Genomic DNA, 25,517 nt, shown 5'->3' on the forward strand with positions numbered 1-25,517 from the left:
GGAGCCGGCGCAGAACGCGGACGTCGCCCGCGAGTCTCGTGATCGGTCACGCCGCCGCGGCAGCGATCGTCGAGATCAGGCGCGACGCTTGAGCTTGCGGCGCTCGCGCTCGCTGAGTCCGCCCCAGATGCCGAAGCGCTCGTCGTTCTGCAGGGCGTACTCGAGGCACTCGCCGCGCACGTCGCACGAGGTGCAGATGCGCTTCGCGTCGCGTGTCGAGCCGCCCTTCTCCGGGAAGAAGGCCTCGGGGTCGGTCTGCGCACAGAGGGCGTCCGCCTGCCAGGCGAGCGCAGTGTCCTCGTCGGCGACGGACGGACGACGCACTCCCGGCACGCCCAGATTGACCGGGTCGACGAACCAGTTGTCGGGGACGCCGGAGCGGTAACCCGTCATATCGTTCTCCCCACGTTTTCCCGATGCGCCGATGCGCGTGTTGGAATAATTACACCCTTGTCATTCGCCGCGGTCAAGTCGCAGATCGTAAACCCTCAACACGGGATTGAACCTTCACGCACGCCCGTCGGCGTGTCGCGGCCGAGACCGCGCGGTCGGGGCCGGTCGGTCAGGGCCGGCGGGTCAGGAGCCCGGCTGGGCCACGAAGAGCTCGCCGACACCGGACACCTCGATGGCCTCCTCGTCGGCGATGTACACGGCCGTGCCCGGACGGAGGGTCGCGGAGTCAGAGTCGGAGTCGCCGGCGACGACGACCTCCCCGACGGTGCAGAGTGCGATCGCCGGTCCGTGCACCGCGACACGGACCGCCTCGCCGGCGACCGCGACGCGCTCGAGGGCGAAATCGTCCACCGGGGTGTCGTAGACGTCGACCCCGCTCGCGAGGGGGCGCGGACGGATGACAGGAGCCGGGGAGGGTGTCGCGTCCAGCACGTGCAGCAGCTCCGGCACGTCCACGTGCTTGGGGGTGAGGCCTCCGCGCATGACGTTGTCGCTCGCGGCCATCAGCTCGACGCCCAGCCCTGACTGGTACGCGTGGAGCACCCCGGCCGGAGCGAACAGCCCCTCACCGCGATGGAGCGTCACGAGGTTCATCAGGAGGGCCACGATCAGTCCGCCGTCGCCCGGGAAGTCGGATGCCGCGGCGCGCAGCACCGCGATCTCGTCGGCGAACTCGGTCTCGCCGGTGTCCGCCGCGGCGTCGAGAGCCGCGGCCACGGATGCCACCGTCGCGGCATCCGCCTCGTCGAGCGCCCAGGCGAGCACGTCACGCAGAGCACGCTCGGCTGCGGGCCCGTCGTCGTCGACGTCGAGGCGGCTCTGCAGCTGGGCCACACCGGCGGGGACGTCGTCGCCGGTGGCGGCGAGCACGGACAGGAAGCGACGGGTCTCGGCGAGCGGGCGGAGTCCGACGAGCGCACGGAAGCGGTCGCTGAGGGCGACGATGATCTCCGGCTTGTGGTTGTCGTCGCGATAGAGACGGTCGGCGGCGTCGCGCGGGATACCGGCGCGCTCCTCCCGCGCGAACCCCTCCTGTGCCTGGGCGCGCGTCGGGTGGGCCTGGATGGAGAGCGAGGATGCCGCGGCGAGAAGCTTGAGCAGGAACGGCAGAGCCGGACGTCCGGCATCGGCGAGGGCCACGTCGAGCGTGCGTCCATCGGGCGTCCGGGAGGGGCAGCCCGGGTGGTCGCCGTACCAGATCTCGGCCTCGGGAGCCCCCGTCGGCTGGCGTCCTTCGAGGGCGGGAATGAGGGTCGGGGAACCCCAGGAGTAGTCGCGAGGATCGTTGGAGATCGGCGTCAGCATGCCCCCAGCCTAGGACCGCCGTCGCGCTACTCTGATCTCACCATGGCCGTCCACACGAAGCATCCGGTCGCGGCGCCGCCGACCGCGCCGATCCGCGCGACGTCGGGCCACCTGCTGCTGCGGGGGTGGTGCATCTTCGTCCTCGCCGCGGCCCTCGCCGGGTCCGCGTGGCCGCTGGCGCTCGGCATCCCCGCCACCGCCGTCGCGGTCGTCGTCGCCGGGGTCGTCTCGGCGTCGGTGTGGGCGCTCTCGCGTCCCCCGGTGCAGTGGCGTCGACTGCCGTGGTTCGCTCTCGCCTATGTCCTGTGGGCGGTGTGCTCGCTGCTGTGGACGACGCATCTCGCGGCGACGGCCGCGACGCTCGTCCTCCTGCTGGTGACGACGATGCAGGCCCTCTTCGTCGGAGCGGTGCTGACGTGGCGTGAGCTGGTGCGCGCGATGGCCTCGGCGCTCAAGTGGGTGCTCGGGTTGTCGCTGCTGTTCGAGCTCTGGGTGTCGCTCGTCTGGCACGGCGTACTGCTTCCGGGCTTCGCACGGCCCGACGGTGTGGTCGCCGACGGGGCCGTCGTCTGGTCACACGATCAGCTAATGAGCGGTGGGCGCATCGAGGGCATCGTCGGGGATGCCACGGCGCTGGCCTTTCTTGCGCTGCTGGGCATGGTCGTCTTCGCCGTCCGCTTCGCTTCGCGTGCGCCACGGCGCACGCTGCTGGTCGGGTGGTTCGCGCTGTCGGCCTTCCTCTTCTTCCGTGCGGGGTCCGCCCTCGGCTGGCTCGGAGCGGCGGCGGTCCTCCTCGTGCTCGCGACGGTGCTGGTGATGCGCACCACGAAGCGTGCCGGCGAGCGCACCCGGTATTACGTCGTCTACGCCGTGATCGCCGCGGCCGGCATTCTGGCCGTCTGGCTCGGGCGCGGTCAGATCTTCTCGCTCCTCGGGCGCAGCACCGACCTCGACGGGCGCGAAGGGACGTGGGCCCTGATCGCGGCGAAGGCGCTCGAGCGTCCGGTGCAAGGGTGGGGTTTCGCAACGCCGTGGCCGCCGCAGGACGCGGCATCCGCGCCCTGGGGCCCCGGCATCGACTCTGCCCTCACGCAGGCCCACAGCGTGTGGCTCGACGTCCTCCTCCAGCTCGGGATCGTCGGGATGGCGCTGCTCGCCCTGACCTTCTTCGCGTACGTGTGGCGCTCCTGGTTCTTCGCCGTCGACCGCCCCCGCTGGGACCTCGTCGCCGACCGGCCCTACTCCCCCGTGACGCTCGTGCCGACGCTGACCGGAGCGATCCTGCTCGTGCAGGGCGTGGCTGACTCCGGTCCGATCGTCGGCGGCGGGTGGTTGCTGATCGTCATGCTCGCGTTCAAGATCAAGCAGGCACCCCTGCTGGGACGCGGAGCCTCGGAAGAACGGCTGGTCGGCGAGCAGGGCGAGACGGAGCGCGTGCCGCGCTGACCCGCGGGTGAAGGGCACGGGTGATGCGCAGGGGGCCGGGTTAGACTTCTCGCGCTATGCCCTCTATTTCTGCGCGCCCCGACGCGGCCTCGAACGAGACGTTCTCGCCCGCCAGCGCGACGATCGCGATCGTCACCTACAACCGGTCCGGCCTTCTGACGAAGCTGCTCGAGAGCATCACCGCGATGGACCCGAAGCCGGGCCACGTGGTGATCGTCGACAACGCGTCGACCGATGACACCACCGCCGTCGTCGAGTCGTTCCGCGAGCGGCTGGGCGCCGAGCTGGTCTACCGCCGACTCGACGAGAACACTGGGGGCTCCGGCGGTTTCAGCGAGGGCATGCGGGTGGCGTATGAGCTCGGCTCGACGTGGATCTGGCTCATGGACGACGACGTCGAGGTACTGCCCGACGGACTCGCGAAGATGGGCGCCTGGGCGCCGCGGTTCAAGTCGATTCAGGGGCGACGCTACGACTTCGACGGCAGCGAGTTCTACTGGCAGTACCGCGTCGCGGAGCCCCTCGCGATCCCGATCCCGTATGCACCGAGCGGGTTCGACGAGTCGGGCTACAAGGAGATGAACTCGGGCTGCTTCGAGGGCATGTTCATCCACCGCGACATCGTCGGGCAGATCGGCCTGCCCGATCCCCGCTTCTTCATCTACTGGGACGACCAGACCTACGGCTGGCTCGCATCGCGCATCACACGCTCGGTCATCGTCAACGAGTTCGTGCTGCGTCGCACGCGCGAGATCAAGCAGTGGGACATGGGCATCCGGCACATGAACGCGTCGAGCAACGCGTACCGCTACTACATCATGCGCAATCGGGCGATCATCAAGCGCTATTACCGCAGCCTCGGGGTCTACAACCCTGTGCTGTTCGGCCTCGGCACGGCCCTGACGTTCGGCAAGGAACTCATCCGGCTCGTCTTGGTCGAGCGCACCGTCCGGGGTACCTCGAACCTGTTCCGAGGCCTGCGCGACGGACGCAAGATCTCGCGGGATGCCGCGTGGAAGCCCATGCCGCCGCTGGTCGGCGCGGGGAGACCCTCGAACTAGCTCTCCGCCTTCGGCGACGATCCGAACCCGCGTTCGATGAGGTCGGCGACGACGATGTCCGACGGCGACGCCCCGAATGGCGGGTCGACGACCCGGAACCTGTCGGGATCGCCCAGGAAGGCGCGCACGACGTCCGGATTCCAGCCCGACAGCACGGCGCTGGAACCGAGGCCGTCCGAACGCTCGGTCGCCCTGCGGTGGATCAGCGTCGGCACGCCGTGCACGGCCGCCTCCTCCTGGATGCCGCCGGAGTCGGTGACGATGAACCGCGCGGACTGCAGGAGCGCGACGAACGCGCTGTGCTCGAGCTTCGGCGCGACCGTCAGGCGCGAAAGCCCGGCGTCGGCGATCGTCGACGCCACCGTCTCGCGCGAGTAGGAGTCGACGATGATGTCGAGGGGCACGGGCGAGTGCGCGTCGAGGAGCCGCAGGGTGTCGAGCACCAACGTCGGCTGAGAGATGAACTCGTAGCGGTGCAGCAGGACCAGTCCTCGGTCGCGGAGCTCCGGCGCGGGAGCGGAGCTCGCCGCATCGCGCACCGCATCGCGAACCGTGTTGCCGTGCGTCGCCACGACGTTCCTCCGGCCGCGCAGATTCGCGACCGCCTGGTCGCTGGGCGCGTAGTGGACCGACGCGAGCCGCCCCACGATGCGCCGATCAAGCTCCTCCGGGAACGGGTGCCGCCAGTCTCCGGAACGAAGACCCGCCTCGACATGGGCGACCGGCAGGCCGAGGAGGCGACCGATGACGGTGCCCAGGACCGTGGTCACCGTGTCGCCGTGCACGACGACCACGCCGTGGCGCCGGTGCCGGCGCCGTTCGGACCTCAGATTGCGCAGCGTCCAGGCGGCGACCGTCCCCATCCACCCGACCATCTGAAGAGGCGAGGTCAGCGGCCGGCCACGCCAGCCGTCGGCGATCACGCGATCGGGCGTCGGCAGTCCGAGCTGCGGGATCGCGGTGCGCAACGCCTCCGTGTGCTGCTGCGTCACCCATTGCTCGAAGGGCACGCCGCGCTCCTGGAGCCGGCGCATGACCGGAGCGAGCTTGATGGCTTCCGCCGTCGTGCCGTAGACGAAAATGATCACGCGACCGCCTCCACTGTCATCGGGGATCCGCCGGGAGGGCGACACTCATCGAACACCTCGGCTCTGAGACGGGGCCTCGGGCGCGCGACGTCGCTGGGCAGCTTGTCACGCATCTGAGCACTCCGGAGTAGGCGAGGAGTGGCGCCGTGCGACGACGGGCCACGCCATCGATCCTAGGGGAGAGCCCGGCGGGGCCGCGGATGCGGAGGGTCCGAGCCCGCGGTTGGTAGACTGACCCGCCGTGCACGTGCTCGCCGCAGGGCGACGTTCCCCGGAGCGCGCGAGGCATCAGACCCACCATCAGAGCATTGAGGCGCGCCGAATGTCAGAGCATCCTCTCGATCGCGTCTCCCCCCGCGAGGCGGCGTCGCGAGGGCACGTGCGCGCACACGCTCGCGGGCTCTCCGAGGTCGCTCTCGCCAGCGTCTTCGGCGTCATCGCCTCGTTCGTCTTCCAGGTGGCGAGCGCCCGCTATCTGGCGCCGACGGATTTCGGCCTGCTGTCGGCGTTCCTCGCCGTGGTCGGGACGGCGGCGATCGGGAGCTCGTCGCTGCAGAACATCACCGCCGTCCAGACGGCGTCTCTGATGCGGGAGACCCCGAACCCCGTGAGCCGTCGGCGCATCCCCCGCGACGCCCTCATCCTCGGAATCGCCGCAGGGGCAGCCGTCGCGGCCGCGGCGCCGACGCTGGCGGCATCCCTCGGGAGCTCTTCGGCGATGATCCTCGCCGCGGCCGTGTCCATCCCGCTGAGCTTCTTCTTCGCCGACGCGCTCGGCCTGCTCCAAGGCGCGGGGCGGGTCTCTCAGGCGGTGTGGTGGTCCACCGCCTCACTCCTGCTGCGCCTGGCCATCCTCGGCGTCGGCGTCCTGCTGGGCTGGGGACTCGGCGGTGCGGTCGGAGCCGTCGTCTGCGCGACGGCGATCTCCGTGGTCGGCGCCGCCTGGTCGGCGCGCGGGATCGCCCGCCCGACCCTCGGCGTGTTCTCCCGCAGCGGCGCGGCGATCGTGGTGCTGACGGTGGCGTTCGCGTGGCTCACGTCGTCGGACATCCTCTTCCTGCGGGCGGCGGACGCCACCGCGGTCGCCGGATCGTATGCCGCGGCGACGGTGCTCGTGAAGGCGGGATTCCTGGTCCCGTCGACCCTGTCGCTCTACCTGCTCCCCCGCTTCATCCGCGTTCAGGACGACCGGCGCCTGTCCCGTCTCGGCGTGCTGGTCACACTGGCGCTGTCGATCGGCACGAGTCTGGCGATGACGCTCGTCTTCGCGCTGCTCGGCCCGTGGATCATCCACACGCTGTACGGAACCGAGTTCACCCTCGCCGGAGACCTCCTCGTCCCCGTCTGCCTGGCCTACCTCCCCTGGATGGCTGCTCAGGGGATGCTGATCAAGATGACGTCCACGGCGTCGATGGGAGGCGCGCTCGCCCTCGTCGCCGCCGTCATCGTGCAGTCGATCGCCTTCATGGTGGTCGCACCCGACATCCCGCTCATGCTCACCTGGCTCGGGGCCATCGGCGCCGCGGCCCTCGTCGCCTTCCTCGTGATCGACAGCACCGGGGCCCGGCGGGCCGAGCGCAACGAAAGGAACAGCCATGGTCGTGCGTCGTGACGGGATCACGGGTTACGTGATGGGAGGACTGGGAAACCAGATCTTCATCCTGGCGGCGGCGTGGGAGCAGGCGCGCCGGCTCGACGTGCCGGTCTATCTGGACCGCTCCCACTACGCCGTCGGCGGCACATTCGCCTACGGTCTCGACGCCTTCACCCACCCCGCGATCTCGCTGGCGCCGGAGCAGTCGCCCTGGCGGTCCGTCCGCGTGAATCGGGAGCGCGTGCTCCCCCTGCCCCGCCGGCCGTGGGGACGGGTCTTCCTCGAGCGCGACGGCGACGCCTACGCACCCTCGATCGAGCAGGTGCGTCCCGGCACCACCCTGATCGGCTACTTCCAGTCGCCGCGCTACTTCCCCTCGATCCGCGACGAGCTGAGCGATGCCATCCTCGCCATCGACGAGGAGCCTCGGGAGTCGGCCGAGGTCGCGCGGATCCTCGCGGAACCGGCGATCTCCCTCCACCTGCGTCGCGGCGACTATCTGGCGGTGTCTCCCGACCGTCAGTTCATCGCCTCCGTGGCCTACGCGGTCCGGGCCATCCGCACGCTGCGCGCGCTGGGCGTCGACCTGCCGGTGCGGGTGTTCTCCGACTCGGTCGCGCTCGTCAAGGACGAGCTTCGGGGCGTGGCCGGCGACTTCGAGTTCGTCGAGGAGGGCCTGCTCGGAACGTGGGCGAGCCTGCGCGCCATGTCCGCCGGCCGCGCGATGATCATGAGCAACTCGAGCTTCAGCTGGTGGGGGGCGGAGCTCATGCGTCGCCGCTTCGGCGCCGACACGCCGGTCGTCGCGCCGCGCCCGTGGACGCGGGGCGGAACAGCGAAAGCCGACCTGCTCGACCCCGACTGGATCACCCTCGACGCCCGCTGAGGTCGGATGCGGCCGGGGTCGCGCCGCGCGCCCGGCGGAACGCCCGCCGATGCAGGACCACGCCGCGGACGACGCCGGCCCAGAACGTCGGCGCGAACACCGGCAGCCAGCACACGAAAGCCAGCAGTCCACGGGGCGGACAGCCGTTGCGGGCGGCGACGGACAGCAGACCGCCGACGCCGAGGAGGGCGATGCCCGCGAGCGCGGCCGCACCGGCCGCGCCGAAGAGCACGAGCAGGGCCCCGACCACCACCGGTGAGATCGCGAAGGCCACCAGCACGATGCTGCGCGCGGGCGTCGTGCCCGCGTAGCTGTCGACGAACAGGGTCCCCCGGTCGAAGGTGTGCCGGACGAAGCGGCGAACGGTGGTGCGCGGCCGGTACAAGGCCCGGAACGCGGGGTCGATGCGGATGCCCGCCGTCCCCGCCAGGTGGCGCAGCACCTTGGTGTCGTCCGACACCAGCCGCGCATCGGCCTCCGGCCAGGCGTACTCGAACGCCTCCCGGAGTGCGCCGATCTCCGCGAGGAACATCGTGGTCCCCTTCGGGGCGGCGTCGAAGTTCTCGGGCGTGAGGTCGAACTGCCGTGGCCGCCGCAGATACCGGCCCCAGAACGCGTACGTCGGAGCCTCCCAGAACAGGCCGATCAACGGCACCGACGGGTCGGTGACCACGTGCGCGTTCCAGGCGATGCCTGCCGGCGCCTCACGACGCGCCGCCAGGACGGCGGACAGCGCATCGGCCCCGATCAGGACCCGCGAGTCGAGAAGCAGCACCAGAGGTGCGCGCGCCGTCGACAGACCCAGCCACCGCGCCAGGAAACGACCGCGGTTGCTCTGCCTTCGCAGACGCACCTCTCCGGGGAATCCCTCCGCCGCGTCGGCGACGACGGCCGCCGTGTCGTCCGTCGATCCGTCGTCGACCACGATCACCTCGGCGCGCACCCCCGCACGCGACACGGCGACCCCGAGCGCCGTCAGCGTGTCCGCGAGGTAGGGCGCGGATTGATAGGCGGGGATCACGACGCTGATCTGCGGGTCCGCGTCACTCACCCGTGCCCCCCGTCATCGCCGAAGGCGTCGTTCGGGAGGGCGCGGAGCGCGCACCGGAGGGTTCGTCGAATCGCGTGGCGATAACATGGTCGTCGGCGCGGATCACGGCTCCACGATACCCGCGCCCGTCTGAACGCGTTCCGCCCTGCGAGCCACCACACCTGAGGAGACCCGCCGTGTCGCAACGCCGCCGCGCCATCGCACTGATCGTCGCCCCCCTGGCCCTGCTCGTCTCACTGCTGACCTGGGGCGTGTCCTCGCCGCAGGGCTCGAGCCCGGACGAGCACTACCATCTCGCGAGCATCTGGTGTGCGGACGGCATCGTCCCCGGGGTGTGCGAACAGGGCTCCGCACCTCAGTACCGCTCGGTGCGCGCCGACATCGCCGAGGCATCGCTCTGCTTCCGCCGGCATCCGGACCAGTCGGCCGCGTGCGTCGTCGACGACGCGCGCATGGTCGAGACGGATCAGGCCAACTGGGCCGGCGAGGCCTACCCGCCGGTGTTCTACAGCGTCATGCGGATGTTCATCGTCCCCGATGACGTCGGGCTGTCCGTGCTCATCCTGCGCAGCCTCAACGCGGTCCTCTACGTCGGCCTCCTCACCGCGCTGTTCTTCCTCCTCCCGAGGCGCCTGAGGCCGCCGATGATCTGGGGGGCGGCGCTGACCATCGTCCCGCTCGGCGCGTTCCTCATCCCGAGCATCAATCCGAGCACGTGGGCGATCCTGTCGGCCACGGGCCTCTGGGTCGCGACCTGGGGCTACTTCGTCGAACGGCGGCTCACGCGCCGGATACTGCTCGGCGCGCTCGCGGTGACGTTCCTGGTGATGGGGGCGGGGGCGCGCAGCGATGCGGCCGTCTACGGCGTGCTCGCGATGATCGTCGGCACCGTGCTCGGCTTCGAGCGCAGCCGCCGCTTCCTGCTGTCGGCCATTCTTCCGGTGGCGCTCACCGCGGTCGCGGTCGCGTTCTTCTTCACGAGCGGACAGTCGGCGATCGTCTCGGCATCGACGGCCAGCACTGACGCCCCCCTGGCACTGCACCAGCTCGCATTCCTGGACCTGAAACTGCTGCCGGAGCTCTGGGCGGGGGTGTTCGGGACGTGGGGTCTCGGCTGGCTGGACACGACGATGCCCGGCAGCGTGTGGGTGACAACGATCGCGATGTTCTCGGCGGTGTGCTTCTGGGCGCTGCGCCGAGGCGACGTCCGCAAGTGGATCGTCACGACCGGCGTCGCCGCCAGCCTGGTGGTCGTCCCGATGTTCATCCTGCTCCACGACGGCGTCATCGTCGGCCAGTACGTGCAGCCGCGGTACATCTACCCCCTCATCATCCTGTTCGCGGGCGTGGTGGTCATCGGCTTCCAGCGCCCCGGCCTCGGGCTGAACCGGACGCAGCTGCTGGTGGTCGCGGCCGGTCTCACCGTGGCCAACAGCGTGGCGCTGCACGTGAACCTGCGGCGCTACGTCACGGGCGTGGATGTGCCGGGATTCAACCTCGACCTCGCGGTCGAGTGGTGGTGGAACGCACCGATCACGCCGTTGGGCGTGTGGGCGCTGGGTACCGTCGCGACGGCCGTGCTCGCGGGGATCCTCGTCCGCGCCGCGTGGAGCGCCCGTGAGGACGCAGAGGCGATTCAGGCCTCGTCGGTGGTGCCCCGCGCCTGAGCCTTCTCGAGCTCGACGATGCGCAGCTCCTGCAGCGCGGCGCGTTCGGCGAGCGCGCGCGTCTCGGACTCCAGCCCGGTGAGCTCCGCACTGTTCTGGATGCAGACGAGGAACAGCACGGCGATGCTGACGAAGAAGATGAGGTTCGTGGGCAGCACGACCCCGGCCAGCGACGTGGCCCACACGAGGATGTCGGGGAAGAGGCCGGCGATGAGCGCCAGAGAGGCCGCGAGCAGCCACCAGATGGCGTGCCTCTCGCGCAGACGGCGTCGGCGGAGCAACTCGACGACGACGCCGAAGGTGATCACCGCGGCGACGACACCGAGGATATACGCGGTGGTGCTCATGCCGCTCCTTGTGTGAACCGGGGCGCCGGGCGCACGTAGGCGAAGCCCAGGGCGACGAAGGCCCGCAGCAGATAGACCGCGGCGAGCAGCGGGTTGTGCGACGGCTTGCCTCCCATGCGCGCGCGCATGACCACCGGAACCTGCGTGATGCGGCATCCGGCACGCGCGGCGATGACGAGGGCCTCGACGGTGTCGCCGAGATACTCCGCGGGCATGTTCTCGGCGAACAGGGCGATGGCGCGGGGCCCGCACGCTTTGAATCCCGAGGTGGCGTCGGTCAGGCGCGCGCCGGCCGATCTGCTCAGCACGGCGGCGATGGAGCGCATCGCCCACCGCCGCAACCAGTGCACCTGGTACTCGCCCTCGCCGGCGAAGCGCGCACCGATCACGACGTCGGCATCCGCCAGGCGCTCCAGCAGCGCGGGCACGGCGCGCGGGTCGTGCTGACCGTCGGCGTCGATCTGGACGACGGCCGCGTAGCCGCGCTCCTGCGCGTACTTGAAGCCGAGGCGCATCGCCCCGCCCACCCCGAGGTTGAACGGAAGACGGGCGACCGACGCTCCGGCGGCGGCGGCGACCTCGGCCGTCGCGTCCGACGAGCCGTCGTCGACGACGAGGCACGTCGCCTGCGGCAGTGCCGCCGTGATCTCCGCGATCACACCGCCCACCGCCTCCTCTTCGTTGTATGCGGGCACGACGACCAGCACACGAGCGGGCACGGAGGGCATGGAACGATTCTAGCTTCGAGCCCGGCGCTGACCGAGCGGTCACGCTCGGTCAGCGGGCCGCGAGGTCAGTCGGCCCAGCGCCCGAGGGCGAACTGGAACGTGTTGAACCACAGGAGGGCGGTCGAAGCCCCAAGCACCGCGATGAAGACCCAGAACCGCCATCCGCGTCGATCGGCGCCGCGGCCGACGACTAGCGGGATCGGGAAGAGGGTCGTGCTGTTGCGGGCCAGCGACAGCCACGAGTTGCTCGTCATGAGCGAGGCAGCGGTGAAACCGACGAAAGCGAACTGCGCCCAGTCTCGACGCCAGGCCAGCCACGCCGCGAAGATGAGGATGAGAACCCCGAAGACGATATCCATCAGGAATTGCGGCTGCGCCTGGGTGCCCGACGGCGCCAGCATGGCACGGACTGTCGCGCTCAGCGAATCCCAGGGGAAGAGCGTGGCGCGATCCCACCCGGCACGCTGGGCGCGCCACCACGCGTCGATGTGCCCGGTCTGCAGCCACAGCCACGCGAGGTAGGCGGCGACGCCCGCCGCGCCCAGCGCGACGCCGCCGAGGTCGTGGCGAAGGACCTTCCGCCCGGTGCGGCGAGCCTGGACGACGAACATCACCAGGAGCGCGGCGACGAGGAAGAGGCCGTTGGCTCGCGTGAAGCCGGCGCACGCGGCGAAGGCGCCCGCCCACCACCAGCGTTCGGTGCTGCCGGCGTACCAGGCCGCGAGCGCGGCGGCCAGGAACAGGGACTCCGAGTAGGAGGCGTGCAGGAAGAGCGCGTAGGGTCCGAAGGCGAACAGGACGACCGCGGCGGTCGCGGTGCGCGAGGTCCCACCCAGCCGGCTGCTGAGACGCCAGAGCAGGATGCAGGCGATCAGGCCGCCCACAGCAGCCACGAGGGCCATCGCCCACGGCACCGGGTTCGCCGAGAAGGGTCCCAGCACCCAGGCGACGGCTCCGGCCGCGAGCGGATATCCCGGGAAGAAGGCGTAGGACTCGATCGCACCGTCCGCGGCGTAGCCCCGCTCCGCGATCGTGCGGAACCATCCCGAGTCCCAACGGTGCAGGAGCATCGCGGGCGAGGCGGCGCCGAACGCGGAGTCGGTCTCGATCCACAGCGCGATCATGGCGATCGAGGTCACGAAGACGCGCGATGCCAGCCACACCGCTCCCCCGACCGCACCGGCCCGCCACCACGGACGGTCACTCCATCTCACGGTCCCCAAGACCACCGTCGTCGTCATCTTGTCGTTCTGCTCCGCGTGTCTCTGACTGCTCCGTGGTCTCCGCTACGCGAGATGGTTGTTCCACAGAGACAGGGCCGATCCGATGGCCATGTGCATGTCGAGGTACTGGTAGGTTCCGAGACGGCCCCCGAAGTGCACGTTCTTCTCCCCCTTGGCGAGGTCGCGATAGGCGAGCAGCCTCGCGCGATCGTCGGGCGTGTTGACGGGGTAGTACGGCTCGTCGTCACGTGTCGCGAATCGCGAGAACTCCCGCATGATCACGGTCTTGTCCGTCGGGTACCGGGCCGCGCGCTCCGGGTGGAAGTGCTTGAACTCGTGGATGCGGGTGTAGGGCACCTCGGCATCCGCGTAGTTCATGACGCTCGTGCCCTGGAAGTCGCCGATGTCGAGCACTTCTTCCTCGAAGTCAAGCGTCCGCCACGCCAACGCCCCCTCCGCATCGTCGAAGTACCGGTCGACCGGTCCCGTGTACACGACCGGCAGCTGGCCCACGGTGGCCCTCTTGCTCCACGGCTGCGTGTCATCGAAGTAGTCCGTCGACAGCTTCACATCGATGTTGGGGTGATCGGCCATCCGCTCGAGCCAGGCCGTGTACCCGTCGGTGGGAAGGCCCTCCCAGGTGTCGTTGAAGTAGCGGCTGTCGTACGTGTACCGGACCGGCAGACGACTGATGATCTCGGCCGGCAGCTCGTGCGGGTCGGTCTGCCACTGTTTGGCCGTGTAGTCGCGGATGAAGGCCTCGTACAGCGGGCGTCCGATGAGACCGATCGCACGCTCCTCCAGGTTCTGCGCGGCCTTCGGATCGAACTCGCCCGCGAGCTCGTGCACCAGCTCTCGCGCCTGATCGGGCGTGTACGCCGCCTGGAAGAACTGGTTGATCGTGCCCAGATTGATCGGAAGCGGGTACACCACGCCCCGGTGGTTCGTGTACACGCGGTGGACGTAGTCGGTGAACGTCGTGAAACGGTTGACGTACTCCCACACGGTCGCGTTCGACGTGTGGAAGAGATGCGCCCCGTAGCGGTGCACCTCGATCCCGGTGGTCGCCTCGTCCTCGCTGTACGCGTTCCCGCCGATGTGGTGGCGGCGGTCGATGACGGTCACCTTCCGCCCCGCGGCCGCGGCGCGTTCGGCGACAGTGAGACCGAAGAACCCCGAACCGACGACAAGAAGGTCCATCACCATCTCCTCTCGCGCGCCGGGTAGCGAAGACCGGCGATCACCCCGCGCCCGGCCTCGCGGATCTTGGCCATCCGGTGCTCCTCGAGCAGGAGGAGCTTGACCCACGCTTTGGTCGTGAACCACAGGTCTTCCCAGAACCATCGCCCGAACCCGTACCGGCGTGTGACGATGACACGATTGCGGGTCGCATGGAAGATCCGGGTGAGCGAGTAGTTGGCCAGGTACACGCGGCGACCGAACAGCGTGGTGGGCGCGGAGTCGCCGAACCGGTGGTCGAGGACCGCGTCGTAGACCTTCAGGTTGCGATAGCCCGCTCGTCGCGCACGCAAGCAGATGTCGTGGTCGACGTAGTCGATGAACAGCGGCTCGTCGTGAAGCCCGATGCGCTCCAGCAGCGCGCGGCTGAACGACGAGCCCGAGCTGATGAGGACGTCCTTCTCCTCGACTCCGACGCCGCGCTCGGGGCGATAGATGATCCCGGTCGCCGCCGAGCGCAGCGACGGACCGATCACTCCGGCCTCCGGCACCCTCGACCGCGCGCGCGTCAGCGTCTCGATGAACCCCGGGGTGATCGTGCTGTCCTGGTCGAAGACCACGACCTCGTCGTACCCCGCGGCGATGGCCGCGCGCATGCCGGCGTTGAAGCCGGCGGCGACCCCACGGTTCGCGTGCTGTGGAAGCCAGCTCACGCGCGGATCCTCGTGGAGCGCCGCGCGCACGCGGGCGCTCGACGGGTCGTCGGGTGAGTTGTCGACGATGTAGACGTGGTCCGTCTGCGCGCGCAGCGCCCTCACGTTCTCCTCGGTCACCGGGTCGGGGAGAAAGAGCAGCACCACTCCCGCGACGGAGCGAGAGTCGCCGGGTGCTACGGGAGCCGCGGCCACCGTGTCACGACCGGGTGGGGATGGTGAGGATGCCGATGAACATCCCCGTCATGATCGTCTGGGCGCCGAGCACCATCAGCATCGAGGCGGGCACCGCGACACGCAGCGTGGCCTGAGGGTCGAGGGCGCCGAAACCGGACTGCCCCCACGAGACGAACTGGATGACGAGGACCACGATCCCGATGAGCAGCGCGGCCGATCCCACGAGCGAGAAGGACTCGAGGGATGCCCGTTGAGCGAACCAGGCGAAGCTGCGGCTGCGGGGAAGCCGGAACCCTTCGCGTTCCGCGTACAGCTTGGTCAGGATCGCGAAGAGGACGCCCTGATAGCCGACGATGGCCAGTGCGGACAGGTAGACCTGGCTGGCCACGTCGAACCCGACACCGCCGATGCGGGTCGGGCCGAAGAGGAGGAGCAGGGAGCCGACGGCGCCCAGCACGAGCGCGATCAGCCCCGGCACGAGGAACAGCCAGCGGGGGCTGAAGATCAGCAGGAACCGGAGGTGGCGCCATCCGTCGCGCCAGCTGCGCAGGTGCGGCGGCCGGCTGCGGCCGTCCTTGCTCAGCGTCGTCGGCACCTCGCTCACTTGGAGTCCGGCCAGAGTGGACTTGACCACCATCTCGCTGGCGAACTCCATGCCGGTGGTCTTGAGCTCGAGCCCGAGCATCGCGCGTCGGTTGTAGCCGCGCAGACCGCAGTGGAAGTCGCGGATCGGCGAACGGAACAGCATCCGACCGATCCACGTCAGGACCGGGTTTCCGAGGTACTTGTGCAGCGGGGGCATCGCGCCCGGCTCGATGCCGCCGAGGAACCTGTTTCCCATGACGAGGTCATCGCCGGCGCGCAGGCGCTCCACGAAGGGGTCGAGCGCCGTGAAGTCGTAGCTGTCATCCGCGTCGCCCATGATGACGTAGCGTCCGTTGGCCGCCTCCATGCCGCCGATCAGCGCGGCCCCGTAGCCCTTGACCGGGATGTCGACGACGCGGGCGCCGTGATCGACGGCGATCTGCTGCGATCCGTCGGTGCTGCCGTTGTCGGCGATGAGCACCTCTCCGTGGACGCCGGAGGTCTGCAGGTACCCCTTCGCCTTGTCGACGCACGTCGCGAGAGTTTCGGCCTCGTTGAGGCAGGGCATAAGGATCGTCAGCTCGACGTCGTCAGTCGCGTTCATCATCGCTCTCGGGTTTGGGGCAACCACGGGAGTCTACCCGGAAGCCGCAGAGGATCTGCTGTGCCCGGCGGGGCGCAGCGCGACGATCGCGAGCAGCAGCACGGTCAGCGACATCCCGCCGCCCGTTCCGATGACCGCCCCGACGCTTCCGCCGGCGGCAGCTCCCACGACGACCATCGTGAGGAGCCCCACGACGGACCCGACGCCGCTGCAGACCGTCGCTGTCCGGGCCCGGCCGTCGGTGGCGAGGAAGGCGGCGAGGAAGACCGACACCGAGAACCCCCAGACCGCGACCATCAGGCCTTGTGCCAGGGGGACCGCCGGGACGAAGGCGGAGCCGTAGACGAGGGGCAGCACCACGGGCAGCAACGCGGCGACGATCGCGCAACCGGCCGCCATCACCGCAGACAACGCAACCGTGGCCCGACGCACCGCGCCCAGCCGCTCGGCGGCAGGGAGCGCGGACCACCGCCCGAAGCGCGGAAGCATGGCCTGCGTCACGGCCTGGGCGACCATCGACGCGGGTGTCGCGAGGGCGAGGGCCGCGGCGAACTGGCCTGCCGCCCCGGGCGTGTCGAGCGCCGTCGCCACGACCATCGACACCTGCATGAGCCCGTTCGTCGCCAACAGCGCCAGAGAGCTCCACGCGATGAACGACACGAGCGGCACGGCGGTTCGATCGTCGCTGCCCGAAGCGGCCTCGCCGGGGCGGACCGCGACGACGGCGGCCACCGCGAAGACGAGGTAGCCGAGGACGGCCGGGACGAGCGCCCACTCCCGCCAGCCGACGGAGAGGAAGACGGCGAGCGCCAGCAGCGCGACGATGCCGGACACGACGTCCCATACGGCCGCCGATCGGAGCTTGCCGACACCGATCAGCATGCCCCGCGCGAAGATGTAGGCCGACCACGCCGCCGTCAGGCCGACGGCCTGAACGGCCGCGGCCGCGGCGCCGCCCAGCAGCAGCATCGCGACCCCGGCCCCCAGCCCCAACGGGATCAGCGAGAACGCGAGGGAACGCCGCAGCGCACGCAGGACCCCGGGGCGATCGGCACGGCCGAAGGCGGCGGCGGCGTTTCCCGCCGCCGTCGGCCACAGCAGCGAGAGGAGGATCGCCACGGCGAAGCCCACGTTGACGGCGGCCAGGCTGTCGGCGCCCAGCACCCTGCCGACGACGGCCGTGTACGCGAATCGGGACACTCCCTGCGCCAGGAGGCCCACCGTCGAGATCACCGAGTCGACGAGCGCCGAATCACGTCGTCCCATGAGAGGGAATACTATCGTTCGACCGCGCGCGTCCGCCGCGGGGAATGAGGGACACCACGTGCTCGACATCATGTTGCCGTTCTACGGTCGCGAGGATCACTTCCGCGCCGCGGTGACGAGCGTCCTTCAGCAGGACAGCGATCAGTGGCGTCTCGTGATCATCGATGACGCCTATCCCGACCCCGCTCCGGGGGCCTGGGCGCGCCAGATCTCGGATCCCCGCGTGGAGTACCGGCGCCACGAGGTGAACCAGGGCATCAACCGCACGTTCCAGGAATGCCTCGATCTGTCGACGGCGACCTGGGTCAGCGTGTTCGGCTGCGACGACCTCATGCAGCCGAACTACGTCCGCCGCGTGGCCGAGCTCACCGCACAGTTCCCCGACGCCGGCATCATCCACCCGGGAACCGACGTCATCGACGCCGACGGCGCCCCGGCGCGCACGATCGTCGACACGGCGAAGGCCTTCTACCGCCCGCGGGGCCCGCGCCCGCGGGTGCTCGGCGGCGAAGAGCTGGCGGTCAGCATCACCCGCGGAAACTGGATGAACTTCCCTGCGCTGGCGTGGCACGGACCGACGGTCCGCGGGATGGGGTTCCGCCCCGGCTACCAGATCGTGCAGGACCTCGCGCTGGCGCTCGACGTCTGCCGGGTGGGGCGCACTCTTGTCCTCGACGACGATGTCGTCTTCCACTACCGCCGCCACCGCGGCAGCGTGTCCTCGTGGCAAGCCGTCGACGGAACGCGCTTCCGGGAGGAGCGCGCGTTCTTCCTCAGCGAGGCCGAGACGTTCGACGACGAGGGATGGCACCGCGCGGCGCGGGCCGCGCGTCGGCATCTGTCCAGCCGCATCAACGCAGCGACGCAGCTCCTGCCCGCCCTGCGCGCCGGCGACCTCCACGGTGCCCGCGGACTCCTGGCGTACGCCGCCGGGCGCTGATCGCCGTCAGGGCCGCGGCACCACCTTCGAGATGGTCAGAGCACCGTCGGGAAGATCGAAGGAACGCACCGCCGTGAGGCATGCGCTCGACTCGTCGGACGCGGCATCCGAGAGGACATAGGTGACGTGCTCCTGCGCGAAGGTGGAGCAGGCGTCGAAGGTGACCTCGATCTGGTCGGGGTAGGGGTTGCTCACCACGGGCTCCCCGTCGCCCGGCACCCACGACACGCCGGCGAGGCGGTTCCACTGGTACTCGTAGCTGCCCGAGGGATCGATGGCGTCCCACATCTCTCGCCCCGGTGCGCCCTGGAACCCGTTGAACGCGGTGGCGCCGCTCTCCAGCAGAAGAGCCGTCACGACCTTGCCCCCGACGCCGACCCAGGTGCCGGCGTGTGCGTCGTCGAGCTCCTCGATGGCCTGCGCCGGCGCGGTCGTGCGCAGATCGAACACGCCCAGATAGAGGGGGTTGATGTTGTACGACGCGACGACGGAGAGCACGAGCATCCCCGCGGCGGCGATCGTCCGCCACCCCAGGGCCACCGCCAGGATCACGATCGCGCCGACCGCGGCATACGCCCACCACACGCCCGCGGCGGCGAGGAGGTCGGGGGCGCGCAGGCCCACGGCGACGGCGATCCCGACCTGCGACAGGAGGAACACGGCGGGGCCGATCGCCGAGACGACCCAGCCGGGGCGCGCGGCCGGCGTCACCCGCGCCATCAGCAGGACGAGGACGACGAGCGAGCCGAACCCCAGCCCGATCCTGATCCGCCCCAGCGTGGTGCGATCGAGTAGGAGCAGGTGGGCGACGGCATCCCAGCCGGGGATGAAGGCGAACGCGAGCAGCACCAGCAACGCGACGTAGCCGAGCAGGAGCGCCCACGGCGTGGACCGACCCTTCCGTCGCTCGCGGACGACGAGCCAGAGCACGACCACGCCCAGGAAAAGGCCGGGCAGGAAGAAGGTCGCCGACTCCGACGCGTTCGGGTCGATGAAGCGCCCCGCCCGGCGCAGCGCATTGGTGAAGGAGGAGCCGAACAGTGCGGCGACCGCCTCCGGGTTCGCGCCGTGGCCGGTCTGCTCGAGCCGTTCGCCCGGGTAGGCCGTGGAGAGGAAGGCGGAGACGGTCCCCCAGCGCGTGAGAAGCCAGACGACGAGCACGCCCGCCGCGGCGACGCCCGCACCGAGGACGACCCCGAGGCGGCGCAGCACGGAGGCCCAGCCGATCCGGGGCGCGGCCTCGATCGCGACACCGACGACCACCGCCGCCACGACGAGCGCGACGGGGATGATGAAGGGGACGTAGATCCCCATCGCGACCACCACCGTCAGGTACCCGATGAGGATCCCGAAGGTCCACAGGCTCCGCCGCGTGCGCGATCTCGTCACCCAGAAGGCGGCGGTGAGCACCAGCAGCCCCCACGCGACGGGCCACAGCGTGGTCTGCAGCAGCCACCAGGCGAAGAACGGGCTGGCCGCGAAGGCGACCGCGACGCTCAGCGCGGTGAGGGGACGCCGCGGGAGCACCGTCAGGACGAAGGCATATGCGGCCGCAGCGACACCGAAGACCGGCAGCCACCACTTCCACGCCTGCGCGTGCCCGACGTCGAACACGAGGAATCCCCACAGGTGCGGGCGGAAGACGACGCTCCAGTCGACCCGCGGCAGGTCCTGCGGCAGGCTCGTGTCCATGCCGCCGGGGAACGTGCCGTTGATCGCGGGCAGGCCCTGCTCGACCTGGGCGATCGCCCACACCGTCTGGACGTTCCACTCGTCGGTGCGGATCGTGTTGGGGTGTCCGAACAGCAGGGCGGGGTCGCTGCCCGAGGACACCATCGGGAAGAATGCGCCGGAGGACGTCCCGTTGATGGATGTCGCGACGAGGGCGAGGAACACCACCGCCAGGATGGCCAGCCCGCCGATCAGGAGATGGGTCGCGGGCAGGCCCACGGGCGTGGGCGCGCACCAGGCGCTCCACCTCTCGCGGACATCCGTCACCGCGCGGCGCGCCGCGTCGATGCGTGACTCCGGTGCACTCACGCCGATCCCTCCCCGCCGATCGGCTCGACCCGCCGGACCCAAGACCTCCACATTATCAACGCGCACCCTGGGCGGATGCCGCGAGCGACCGCCTTATCATCGGGGGATGAGTACGGACGGTCCCCCGGCCCGATCCCGCGCGTCGAGCTTCGCCGGTCGCGCGAGACGCCTCGTCACCGACCCGGTCGGCACGGTGCGGCGGTGGCGCGCCCGGACGGCACGCCTCCGGCGCTTCGAGGCGGGGACCATGACCTGGGCCATCAAGATCAGCGCTCCCGACGACGCAAGCGCCGCACGCTGGGGCGACATGGCGTTCGCCGCCGATCTGGCCGAGGCGCTGAGCGCCGCGGGGCAGAACGTGCGCATCGACCGCCTCGGCGCACCCGCGCAGGCACCCGCCGACGTCACCCTCGTGCTCCGCGGCCTCCACCGTATCGCCCCGGAGCCCGCGTCGATCAACCTGCTGTGGGTCATCAGCCACCCGGACGACGTCGCGGACGAGGAGATCGCCCTCCCCTGGGACCGCGTCTTCGTCGCCAGCGACTCCTATGCGCGCAGCGCGAGCTGGGGGGCCGAGCCCCTCCTCCAGGCGTCGTCGCCGCGCCGGTTCCAGCCCGGACCGCCCGATCCCGACCTGCGCGAAGAGGTCGTGTTCGTCGGCACGACCCGCGGAGTGGAAAGGCCGGTGATCCGGGATGCGATCGCGGCCGGAGCGAAGGTCGCGATCTACGGGCACAACTGGGAGGAGTTCGTCGACTCCTTCTATATCCGCGCCGACCACCTCGAGTTCGCCCGGGTGCCGGCCGCCTATCGGAGCGCCGGCATCGTGCTCAACGATCACTGGGAGGACATGCGCGCCCACGGGTTCGTCTCGAACCGCCTGTTCGACGCCGCATTCGTCGGCGCGCGGATCATCTCCGACCGCGTGCCCGGGGCCGAGGAGGTCTTCGGAGGGCTGGTTCAGTCGTACACGACGAGGCAAGAGCTCGAGGCGCTGCTGCGCGGCGAAGGCTGGCCGTCGGAGTCGGAGCGGCTCGCCCTGACCCGGCGGGTCCGCGAACGGCACTCCTTCGATGCGCGCGCCCGCACGCTGATCGCGGCGGCGCGCGCCGCCGCGATCACTGCTCGTCGGCGTTGAATCGCACCTGCACGGCCGCGTCGTCGACACGGAGCACACCAGTGGTGCGCGCGTAGGGTTCCGCGTCGAAACTCGCCGCCTGGGGCAGATCGTGGATGTGCCGGCTGGCGGAGTCCATGAAAGACGTGTTGACGAAGTACTTGCCCTCGCCGAAGGTGGTCCCCTTCAGGACGAAGGTCACCGAGGCGTCGCCCCGCAGCGGGGGCAGCTCCATGCCCAACCGGCGCGTGTCGGTGCCCATCACCTTCTGACCGAGGGTGTTGTCGATCTGGATGGCGCACAGCCAGTCCTCGAGCCGATCGGTCGAACGCACGTGTGCGGTGATCTCCAGGTCGCCGCCGAATCGCAGCGGGCTGCCGGGGGCCGCACCCACGACGACGGCCTGGGTGCCGACGACGACGCCCTCCGGCGTCGCCGGCTCCTCCGTCTCGCTGCGCTCCGCGAGGCGGCGGGTCTCGAGGATGTCGCGGAACGCGGCCACGGCACCCGGCGGGTCGCCGTCGTAGACGATCTCGCCACGGTTCAGCAGCACCGCTCGATCGCACAGCTCCGTGATCTGCCCGAGGGAATGGCTGACGATGATGATGGTCCGCCCCTGCTCCTGGAAGCTGCGGATCTTGTCGAGGCACTTGCGCTGGAAGGCCTCGTCGCCGACGGCGAGCACCTCGTCGACGAGGAGGATGTCGGGATCGGTGTGCACCGCCACCGCGAACGCGAGCCGCACGTACATGCCGGACGAGTAGAACTTCACCTGGGTGTCGATGAAGTCGGCGATGCCGGAGAACTGGACGATGTCGTCGAACTTCTCGTCCGTCTCCTCCCTGCTGAGGCCGAGCACCGACGCGTTGAGGTAGACGTTCTCCCTACCGGTCAGATCGGGGTGGAAACCGGCGCCGAGCTCGAGCAGCGCCGCCAGACGTCCCCGCTGGCTCACCTCGCCCGCCGTCGGGTCGATAATCCCGCCGATGACCTTGAGCAGCGTGCTCTTGCCCGAACCGTTGTGCCCGATGAGACCGATCGTCGTCCCGGCGTGGATGTCGAGACTGACATCGCGCAGCGCCCAGAAGTCCTCGCGGTGACGCCGTCCCGCCCGACCGAGCGTGACGATGCGCTCCTTGATCGACGAGTCCTTGCGGACCGTGAAGCGTTTGGACACCCCGGCAACCCGGACCACGACGGGCGTATCGACGACTGACGACATCTTGTTCACATCTCCTGGGCGAAGTTGCCCTGCAACCGCAGGAACACGCGGTGGCTGACGAAGAGCAGGGCCAGCCCGACCACCAGCGCGACCGCCATGCGCAGCAGGAGCCCGTCGGGCTGAGGGACGCCGTCCCCCGCGACCCAAAAGGCGTGCTGGAAGCCGATGACCGCGAGAGTCAGCGGGTTGCTGGTGTAGACATCCAGCAGGAGCGGCGAATGGATGCTCGAGCTCACCATCTGCCAGCTGTAGACGACCGGGCTCGCCCAGAACAGCAGCATCGTGCCCAGCTCGACCAGGTACTGCACGTCTCGCAGGTACACGTTCAGGGCGCTGAACAGCAGCCCGAGGGCGGTGCCGAACACCACGATCAAGGCCAGCGCGGGGAAGAAGTAGAGCAGCTGGAGGTGCACCGGCGGCTTGCCGATGACGAAGGTCGCGACGATCAGCACCACGAGCTGGATGCCGAAGTTGAACAGCGCCGATCCCACGCTTGCGAGCGGGAACACCTCGCGCGGCACGTAGACCTTCTTCACGAGGCCCGAGTTGCCCAGGATCGAGCCCGTGGCGCCCACCGTGATCTCGGTGAACAGACCGATCGCCGTGAGTCCGGCGAAGATGTACACGGCGAAATCGGGGATCCCGCGCGCCGCCTGCAGGAACTGGCCCACCACGATGAAGTAGATCGCCAGCTGCAGCAGCGGGCGCGCCAGCGACCAGAAGAAGCCGAGCGTGGAGTCCTTGTAGCGCGACTTCAGGTCACGGCGCACCAGCAGGCCCAGCATCTCGCGGTGCCCGAGCAGGTCGCGTAGCGACGACCACGTGCGCCGGAGGCCGAAACCGGAGGCCGCGCCGATCGTCCGCATCGGAGTCCGCTCCAGGCGGTCGTATCGCGCGGTCGCAGAATCCGAGGACTGAGACATCCTTGAGATTCTACGCGAGCCGCCGTCGCGCTCCGGACACCGATCGCCCGGGGTCGCGACGGCGACGGCGTCAGACCGGCATCCCCCAGCGGCGCAGCCGCGCGGCCGCGCGCGGGTGATGCCGTCGGAGGTACATGCGGGCGAAGTCGCGCCAGCGTCCCGAGCCCACGGGGCCGACCGACCGCAGGTAGGCGATCGCCTCGCCGCCGTCCGGCGGCAGCGACGACGAGAGCGCGTCCAGGCGGTACTCGATCGCGGTGTGACTGATCGCCGTGTATGCCGGCGTCGCGACGGCGCGTGCATGGTAGCCGCGCTCCGCGGCCGCCAGGACGGGCAGCCGCTCCAGCACGTGCGCCAGCCCGCCGTCGACGTACGCCTCGGCCCCGCCGAAATCGGCGTAGTGCCAGGCATGGTCCACGAGCGGACGCAGTGCGTCCGGGCGTGCGACGAACATCGACCCGTACGGGGCGATCGGGGACCCCTCGTCCAGGGGCACGTCGATGCCGAGCGTGGCGCAGAGGCGCGCCGCGCCGTCACGGTTCGCCCACCACGCATGACCCATCGTCGGGTAGCCGAGGTGGACCATCGGGGGGTGGACGATGCCGAGCGTCCTCTCGCGCTGGAAGAGTGCGACGAGCTCCGCGGCGTAGCCGCGCGACGGCAGGAGGTTCTCGAGCAGCTGATCGCGGAAGTGCCGCGCGACGCCGGGATCGTCCTGGGGCGACGCCTTGGAGTGCAGCTTGACGACCAGGTCGTAGCGGTCTGCCCGGAGCTCCTCTCGGCATCCGATCAGGAAGGCGCTCTGGTCACGACCGTCGTTGGAGTCGACGACGCGCACCTCGACCTGCGCCGCGCCCTCGGTGACTCCCAGCACCTGACGGATGCGACCCGCCCGCTCCTCGTCGGGTGTCGTCACGATGACGTCGAACCCGGCCGGCAGGCGCTGGGCGTACGCCATCAGCTCGGGGGCCCTGTCGGGGTAGTACACGTGCATGGCCACCAGGATGCGCATCGGCCGCGTCTCGTCGTACCCCTCTCCGCCGTGCCCGAGGACCTCGAACAGCGCCGCATTGGTGGACAGGACCCGGGGGGCGACGCTCGTGACCAGCGCGGGCCACACGAGATCGACCGGGTAACCGGCACGCGCCGCCTGGACGAGCAGCTCACGCCCGATCACCCCGTGGCGCGCCAGGTCCTCCGGCGGCGCGCCGAACACCGACCGCGCCAGGAGCGGACAGCCCGCCGCGAGACGAGCCGCGGGAGAGAACACGACGCCCTCCTGCTCGCCGTCGGCCCGGCGCCGGGCCGACGGAAAGGCGACATCGCCCGAGAAGCCGGCGGCACGGAGCTCGTCCGCCCAGGCCGCGGTCGCCGACACCCCGTCGACGCCCGGCACGCCCGCCCGCCGCCGCCAGAACGGCGAGGACAGCACCGCCGGACGCAGGACGATCCATTCCGGCGGGCGGACGCCCTCGAGGTCGCGGGGGGCTCGATCCACGTCGGTCATCGTCCAGTAGTCGGCCGGGCGCGATGCCATCCGCGCGAACACGTCCGCGAGGGGCGTCACCGGGCCGAACCACGAATCGTCGGTCAGCACGAGCTCGTCGACGTCGTCCAGCCGATCCCCCACGCGCGCGATCCCGTCCGCGAAGGCGGACGCGGTCGCCGTGGGGTCGTCGCAGAGCACCACCTCATCGGCGACGGCGGCCACCCGTGCCCGCGAGAGGTCGTCGGAGGCCCCGTCCAGCACGACCACGAGGATCTCCGCCTCGTGTCTCAGCCGTTCCAGCGCGTACAGCGCGTAGTCGTGGACGCGCCCCTTGCGGCAGGCCGTCGCGTACACGACGGCGCGGCGCGGCGCCGGTGTCGCGGTCAGGGGGTCACGCGTGTCGGCAGACACCG

The 25,517-nt window shown here is 70.3% G+C and carries 22 protein-coding genes; 7 read left to right on the top strand and 15 right to left on the bottom strand.

All coding sequences use genetic code 11. The features are described from left to right. Positions 1 to 75: 75 nt before the first annotated feature. The gene (locus PP359_RS05300) at positions 76 to 393 is read right to left on the bottom strand and encodes a WhiB family transcriptional regulator (protein ID WP_005048276.1); all 318 of its coding nucleotides are present in this window, start codon (positions 391 to 393) and stop codon (positions 76 to 78) included. 183 nt (positions 394 to 576) lie between these two features. After that, positions 577 to 1,758 carry a mannose-6-phosphate isomerase, class I gene (gene manA, locus PP359_RS05305; protein ID WP_499250040.1) on the bottom strand — a complete coding sequence of 394 codons (1,182 nt, stop codon included), beginning with the start codon at positions 1,756 to 1,758 and terminating at the stop codon, positions 577 to 579. Positions 1,759 to 1,800: 42 nt separating this feature from the next. Between manA and PP359_RS05310 the strand changes: the two genes are divergently transcribed. After that, on the top strand, positions 1,801 to 3,204 hold the full coding sequence (locus tag PP359_RS05310; protein WP_499250041.1) for an O-antigen ligase family protein: 1,404 nt from the start codon (positions 1,801 to 1,803) through the stop codon (positions 3,202 to 3,204). A gap of 56 nt (positions 3,205 to 3,260) precedes the next feature. Further along, positions 3,261 to 4,265: a glycosyltransferase family 2 protein gene (locus PP359_RS05315; protein WP_499250042.1), complete on the top strand. Its 1,005-nt coding sequence runs from the start codon at positions 3,261 to 3,263 to the stop codon at positions 4,263 to 4,265. On the opposite strand, the gene PP359_RS05320 is transcribed toward PP359_RS05315, so the two are convergent. Then, positions 4,262 to 5,353 carry a UDP-N-acetylglucosamine 2-epimerase gene (locus PP359_RS05320; RefSeq protein WP_112932609.1) on the bottom strand — a complete coding sequence of 364 codons (1,092 nt, stop codon included), beginning with the start codon at positions 5,351 to 5,353 and terminating at the stop codon, positions 4,262 to 4,264. The two genes, PP359_RS05315 and PP359_RS05320, sit on opposite strands and share 4 nt — an antisense overlap. 322 nt (positions 5,354 to 5,675) lie before the next feature. On the opposite strand from PP359_RS05320, the gene PP359_RS05325 reads away from it, so the two are divergent. Together PP359_RS05325 and PP359_RS05330 are read left to right on the top strand one after the other, a co-directional pair. Continuing rightward, positions 5,676 to 6,965: a lipopolysaccharide biosynthesis protein gene (locus PP359_RS05325; RefSeq protein WP_499250043.1), complete on the top strand. Its 1,290-nt coding sequence runs from the start codon at positions 5,676 to 5,678 to the stop codon at positions 6,963 to 6,965. Then, positions 6,949 to 7,833: an alpha-1,2-fucosyltransferase gene (locus PP359_RS05330; RefSeq protein WP_112932607.1), complete on the top strand. Its 885-nt coding sequence runs from the start codon at positions 6,949 to 6,951 to the stop codon at positions 7,831 to 7,833. Before PP359_RS05325 ends, PP359_RS05330 begins: the two co-directional genes overlap by 17 nt. On the opposite strand, the gene PP359_RS05335 is transcribed toward PP359_RS05330, so the two are convergent. Continuing rightward, positions 7,814 to 8,884 (bottom strand): glycosyltransferase family 2 protein, encoded by a 1,071-nt coding sequence (locus PP359_RS05335; protein WP_112932606.1) that lies wholly within the window; start codon positions 8,882 to 8,884, stop codon positions 7,814 to 7,816. The two genes, PP359_RS05330 and PP359_RS05335, sit on opposite strands and share 20 nt — an antisense overlap. Before the next feature lie 176 nt (positions 8,885 to 9,060). Here PP359_RS05335 and PP359_RS05340 point away from each other — a divergent pair, with 176 nt between their 5' ends. After that, complete coding sequence (locus PP359_RS05340; RefSeq protein WP_162722459.1) at positions 9,061 to 10,551, top strand: DUF2142 domain-containing protein; 1,491 nt, start codon at positions 9,061 to 9,063, stop codon at positions 10,549 to 10,551. Here PP359_RS05340 and PP359_RS05345 read toward each other — a convergent pair. From PP359_RS05345 to PP359_RS05375, 7 genes are all read right to left on the bottom strand, one after another. Then, a complete protein-coding gene (locus tag PP359_RS05345; protein ID WP_112932604.1) occupies positions 10,521 to 10,898 on the bottom strand; it encodes a DUF2304 domain-containing protein in 378 nt (125 codons plus the stop codon). The genes PP359_RS05340 and PP359_RS05345 overlap by 31 nt on opposite strands. Next, entirely contained in the window at positions 10,895 to 11,626 is a 732-nt protein-coding gene (locus PP359_RS05350; protein ID WP_112932603.1) for a glycosyltransferase family 2 protein, read from the bottom strand. Before PP359_RS05350 ends, PP359_RS05345 begins: the two co-directional genes overlap by 4 nt. Before the next feature lie 65 nt (positions 11,627 to 11,691). Further along, a complete protein-coding gene (locus tag PP359_RS05355) occupies positions 11,692 to 12,840 on the bottom strand; it encodes a mannosyltransferase family protein (RefSeq protein ID WP_499250044.1) in 1,149 nt (382 codons plus the stop codon). 72 nt (positions 12,841 to 12,912) lie between these two features. Beyond that, a complete protein-coding gene (gene glf / locus PP359_RS05360; RefSeq protein ID WP_112932601.1) occupies positions 12,913 to 14,049 on the bottom strand; it encodes a UDP-galactopyranose mutase in 1,137 nt (378 codons plus the stop codon). Further along, complete coding sequence (locus PP359_RS05365; RefSeq protein WP_499250045.1) at positions 14,049 to 14,885, bottom strand: glycosyltransferase; 837 nt, start codon at positions 14,883 to 14,885, stop codon at positions 14,049 to 14,051. The genes glf and PP359_RS05365 overlap by 1 nt, the downstream gene beginning before the upstream one ends. 55 nt (positions 14,886 to 14,940) lie before the next feature. Further along, on the bottom strand, positions 14,941 to 16,110 hold the full coding sequence (locus PP359_RS05370; RefSeq protein ID WP_112932599.1) for a glycosyltransferase family 2 protein: 1,170 nt from the start codon (positions 16,108 to 16,110) through the stop codon (positions 14,941 to 14,943). Positions 16,111 to 16,140: 30 nt separating this feature from the next. Then, a complete protein-coding gene (locus tag PP359_RS05375) occupies positions 16,141 to 17,373 on the bottom strand; it encodes a lipopolysaccharide biosynthesis protein (protein ID WP_499250046.1) in 1,233 nt (410 codons plus the stop codon). A gap of 58 nt (positions 17,374 to 17,431) precedes the next feature. On the opposite strand from PP359_RS05375, the gene PP359_RS05380 reads away from it, so the two are divergent. Then, positions 17,432 to 18,313 (top strand): glycosyltransferase family 2 protein, encoded by an 882-nt coding sequence (locus PP359_RS05380; protein WP_239498538.1) that lies wholly within the window; start codon positions 17,432 to 17,434, stop codon positions 18,311 to 18,313. Between the two features lie 6 nt (positions 18,314 to 18,319). Here PP359_RS05380 and PP359_RS05385 read toward each other — a convergent pair whose 3' ends face one another. After that, a complete protein-coding gene (locus tag PP359_RS05385) occupies positions 18,320 to 20,353 on the bottom strand; it encodes a DUF7657 domain-containing protein (protein WP_499250047.1) in 2,034 nt (677 codons plus the stop codon). A gap of 106 nt (positions 20,354 to 20,459) precedes the next feature. Here PP359_RS05385 and PP359_RS05390 point away from each other — a divergent pair, with 106 nt between their 5' ends. Further along, a complete protein-coding gene (locus tag PP359_RS05390) occupies positions 20,460 to 21,491 on the top strand; it encodes a glycosyltransferase family protein (protein WP_499250048.1) in 1,032 nt (343 codons plus the stop codon). Here PP359_RS05390 and PP359_RS05395 read toward each other — a convergent pair. The 3 genes from PP359_RS05395 to PP359_RS05405 all read right to left on the bottom strand — a co-directional run bounded on the left by PP359_RS05395 (position 21,472) and on the right by PP359_RS05405 (position 25,515). After that, positions 21,472 to 22,692 carry an ABC transporter ATP-binding protein gene (locus PP359_RS05395; protein WP_499250049.1) on the bottom strand — a complete coding sequence of 407 codons (1,221 nt, stop codon included), beginning with the start codon at positions 22,690 to 22,692 and terminating at the stop codon, positions 21,472 to 21,474. The two genes, PP359_RS05390 and PP359_RS05395, sit on opposite strands and share 20 nt — an antisense overlap. Positions 22,693 to 22,697: 5 nt before the next feature. Next, the gene (locus tag PP359_RS05400; RefSeq protein ID WP_499250050.1) at positions 22,698 to 23,615 is read right to left on the bottom strand and encodes an ABC transporter permease; all 918 of its coding nucleotides are present in this window, start codon (positions 23,613 to 23,615) and stop codon (positions 22,698 to 22,700) included. A gap of 70 nt (positions 23,616 to 23,685) precedes the next feature. After that, entirely contained in the window at positions 23,686 to 25,515 is a 1,830-nt protein-coding gene (locus PP359_RS05405; protein ID WP_499250051.1) for a rhamnan synthesis F family protein, read from the bottom strand. Positions 25,516 to 25,517: the final 2 nt, after the last annotated feature.

This window comes from Sphingomonas sp. BLCC-B65 (assembly GCF_028550675.1).
Taxonomy (GTDB): domain Bacteria; phylum Actinomycetota; class Actinomycetes; order Actinomycetales; family Microbacteriaceae; genus Microbacterium.

Excerpts from the sequence above, each read along its gene's own strand:
- PP359_RS05300 (WP_005048276.1), bottom strand. The coding sequence starts at position 393 with ATGACGGGTTACCGCTCCGGCGTCCCCGACAACTGGTTCGTCGACCCG.
- manA (WP_499250040.1), bottom strand. The coding sequence starts at position 1,758 with ATGCTGACGCCGATCTCCAACGATCCTCGCGACTACTCCTGGGGTTCC.
- PP359_RS05310 (WP_499250041.1), top strand. The coding sequence starts at position 1,801 with ATGGCCGTCCACACGAAGCATCCGGTCGCGGCGCCGCCGACCGCGCCG.
- PP359_RS05315 (WP_499250042.1), top strand. The coding sequence starts at position 3,261 with ATGCCCTCTATTTCTGCGCGCCCCGACGCGGCCTCGAACGAGACGTTC.
- PP359_RS05325 (WP_499250043.1), top strand. The coding sequence starts at position 5,676 with ATGTCAGAGCATCCTCTCGATCGCGTCTCCCCCCGCGAGGCGGCGTCG.
- PP359_RS05330 (WP_112932607.1), top strand. The coding sequence starts at position 6,949 with ATGGTCGTGCGTCGTGACGGGATCACGGGTTACGTGATGGGAGGACTG.
- PP359_RS05345 (WP_112932604.1), bottom strand. The coding sequence starts at position 10,898 with ATGAGCACCACCGCGTATATCCTCGGTGTCGTCGCCGCGGTGATCACC.
- PP359_RS05350 (WP_112932603.1), bottom strand. The coding sequence starts at position 11,626 with ATGCCCTCCGTGCCCGCTCGTGTGCTGGTCGTCGTGCCCGCATACAAC.
- glf (WP_112932601.1), bottom strand. The coding sequence starts at position 14,049 with ATGGACCTTCTTGTCGTCGGTTCGGGGTTCTTCGGTCTCACTGTCGCC.
- PP359_RS05370 (WP_112932599.1), bottom strand. The coding sequence starts at position 16,110 with ATGATGAACGCGACTGACGACGTCGAGCTGACGATCCTTATGCCCTGC.
- PP359_RS05375 (WP_499250046.1), bottom strand. The coding sequence starts at position 17,373 with ATGGGACGACGTGATTCGGCGCTCGTCGACTCGGTGATCTCGACGGTG.
- PP359_RS05390 (WP_499250048.1), top strand. The coding sequence starts at position 20,460 with ATGAGTACGGACGGTCCCCCGGCCCGATCCCGCGCGTCGAGCTTCGCC.
- PP359_RS05395 (WP_499250049.1), bottom strand. The coding sequence starts at position 22,692 with ATGTCGTCAGTCGTCGATACGCCCGTCGTGGTCCGGGTTGCCGGGGTG.
- PP359_RS05400 (WP_499250050.1), bottom strand. The coding sequence starts at position 23,615 with ATGTCTCAGTCCTCGGATTCTGCGACCGCGCGATACGACCGCCTGGAG.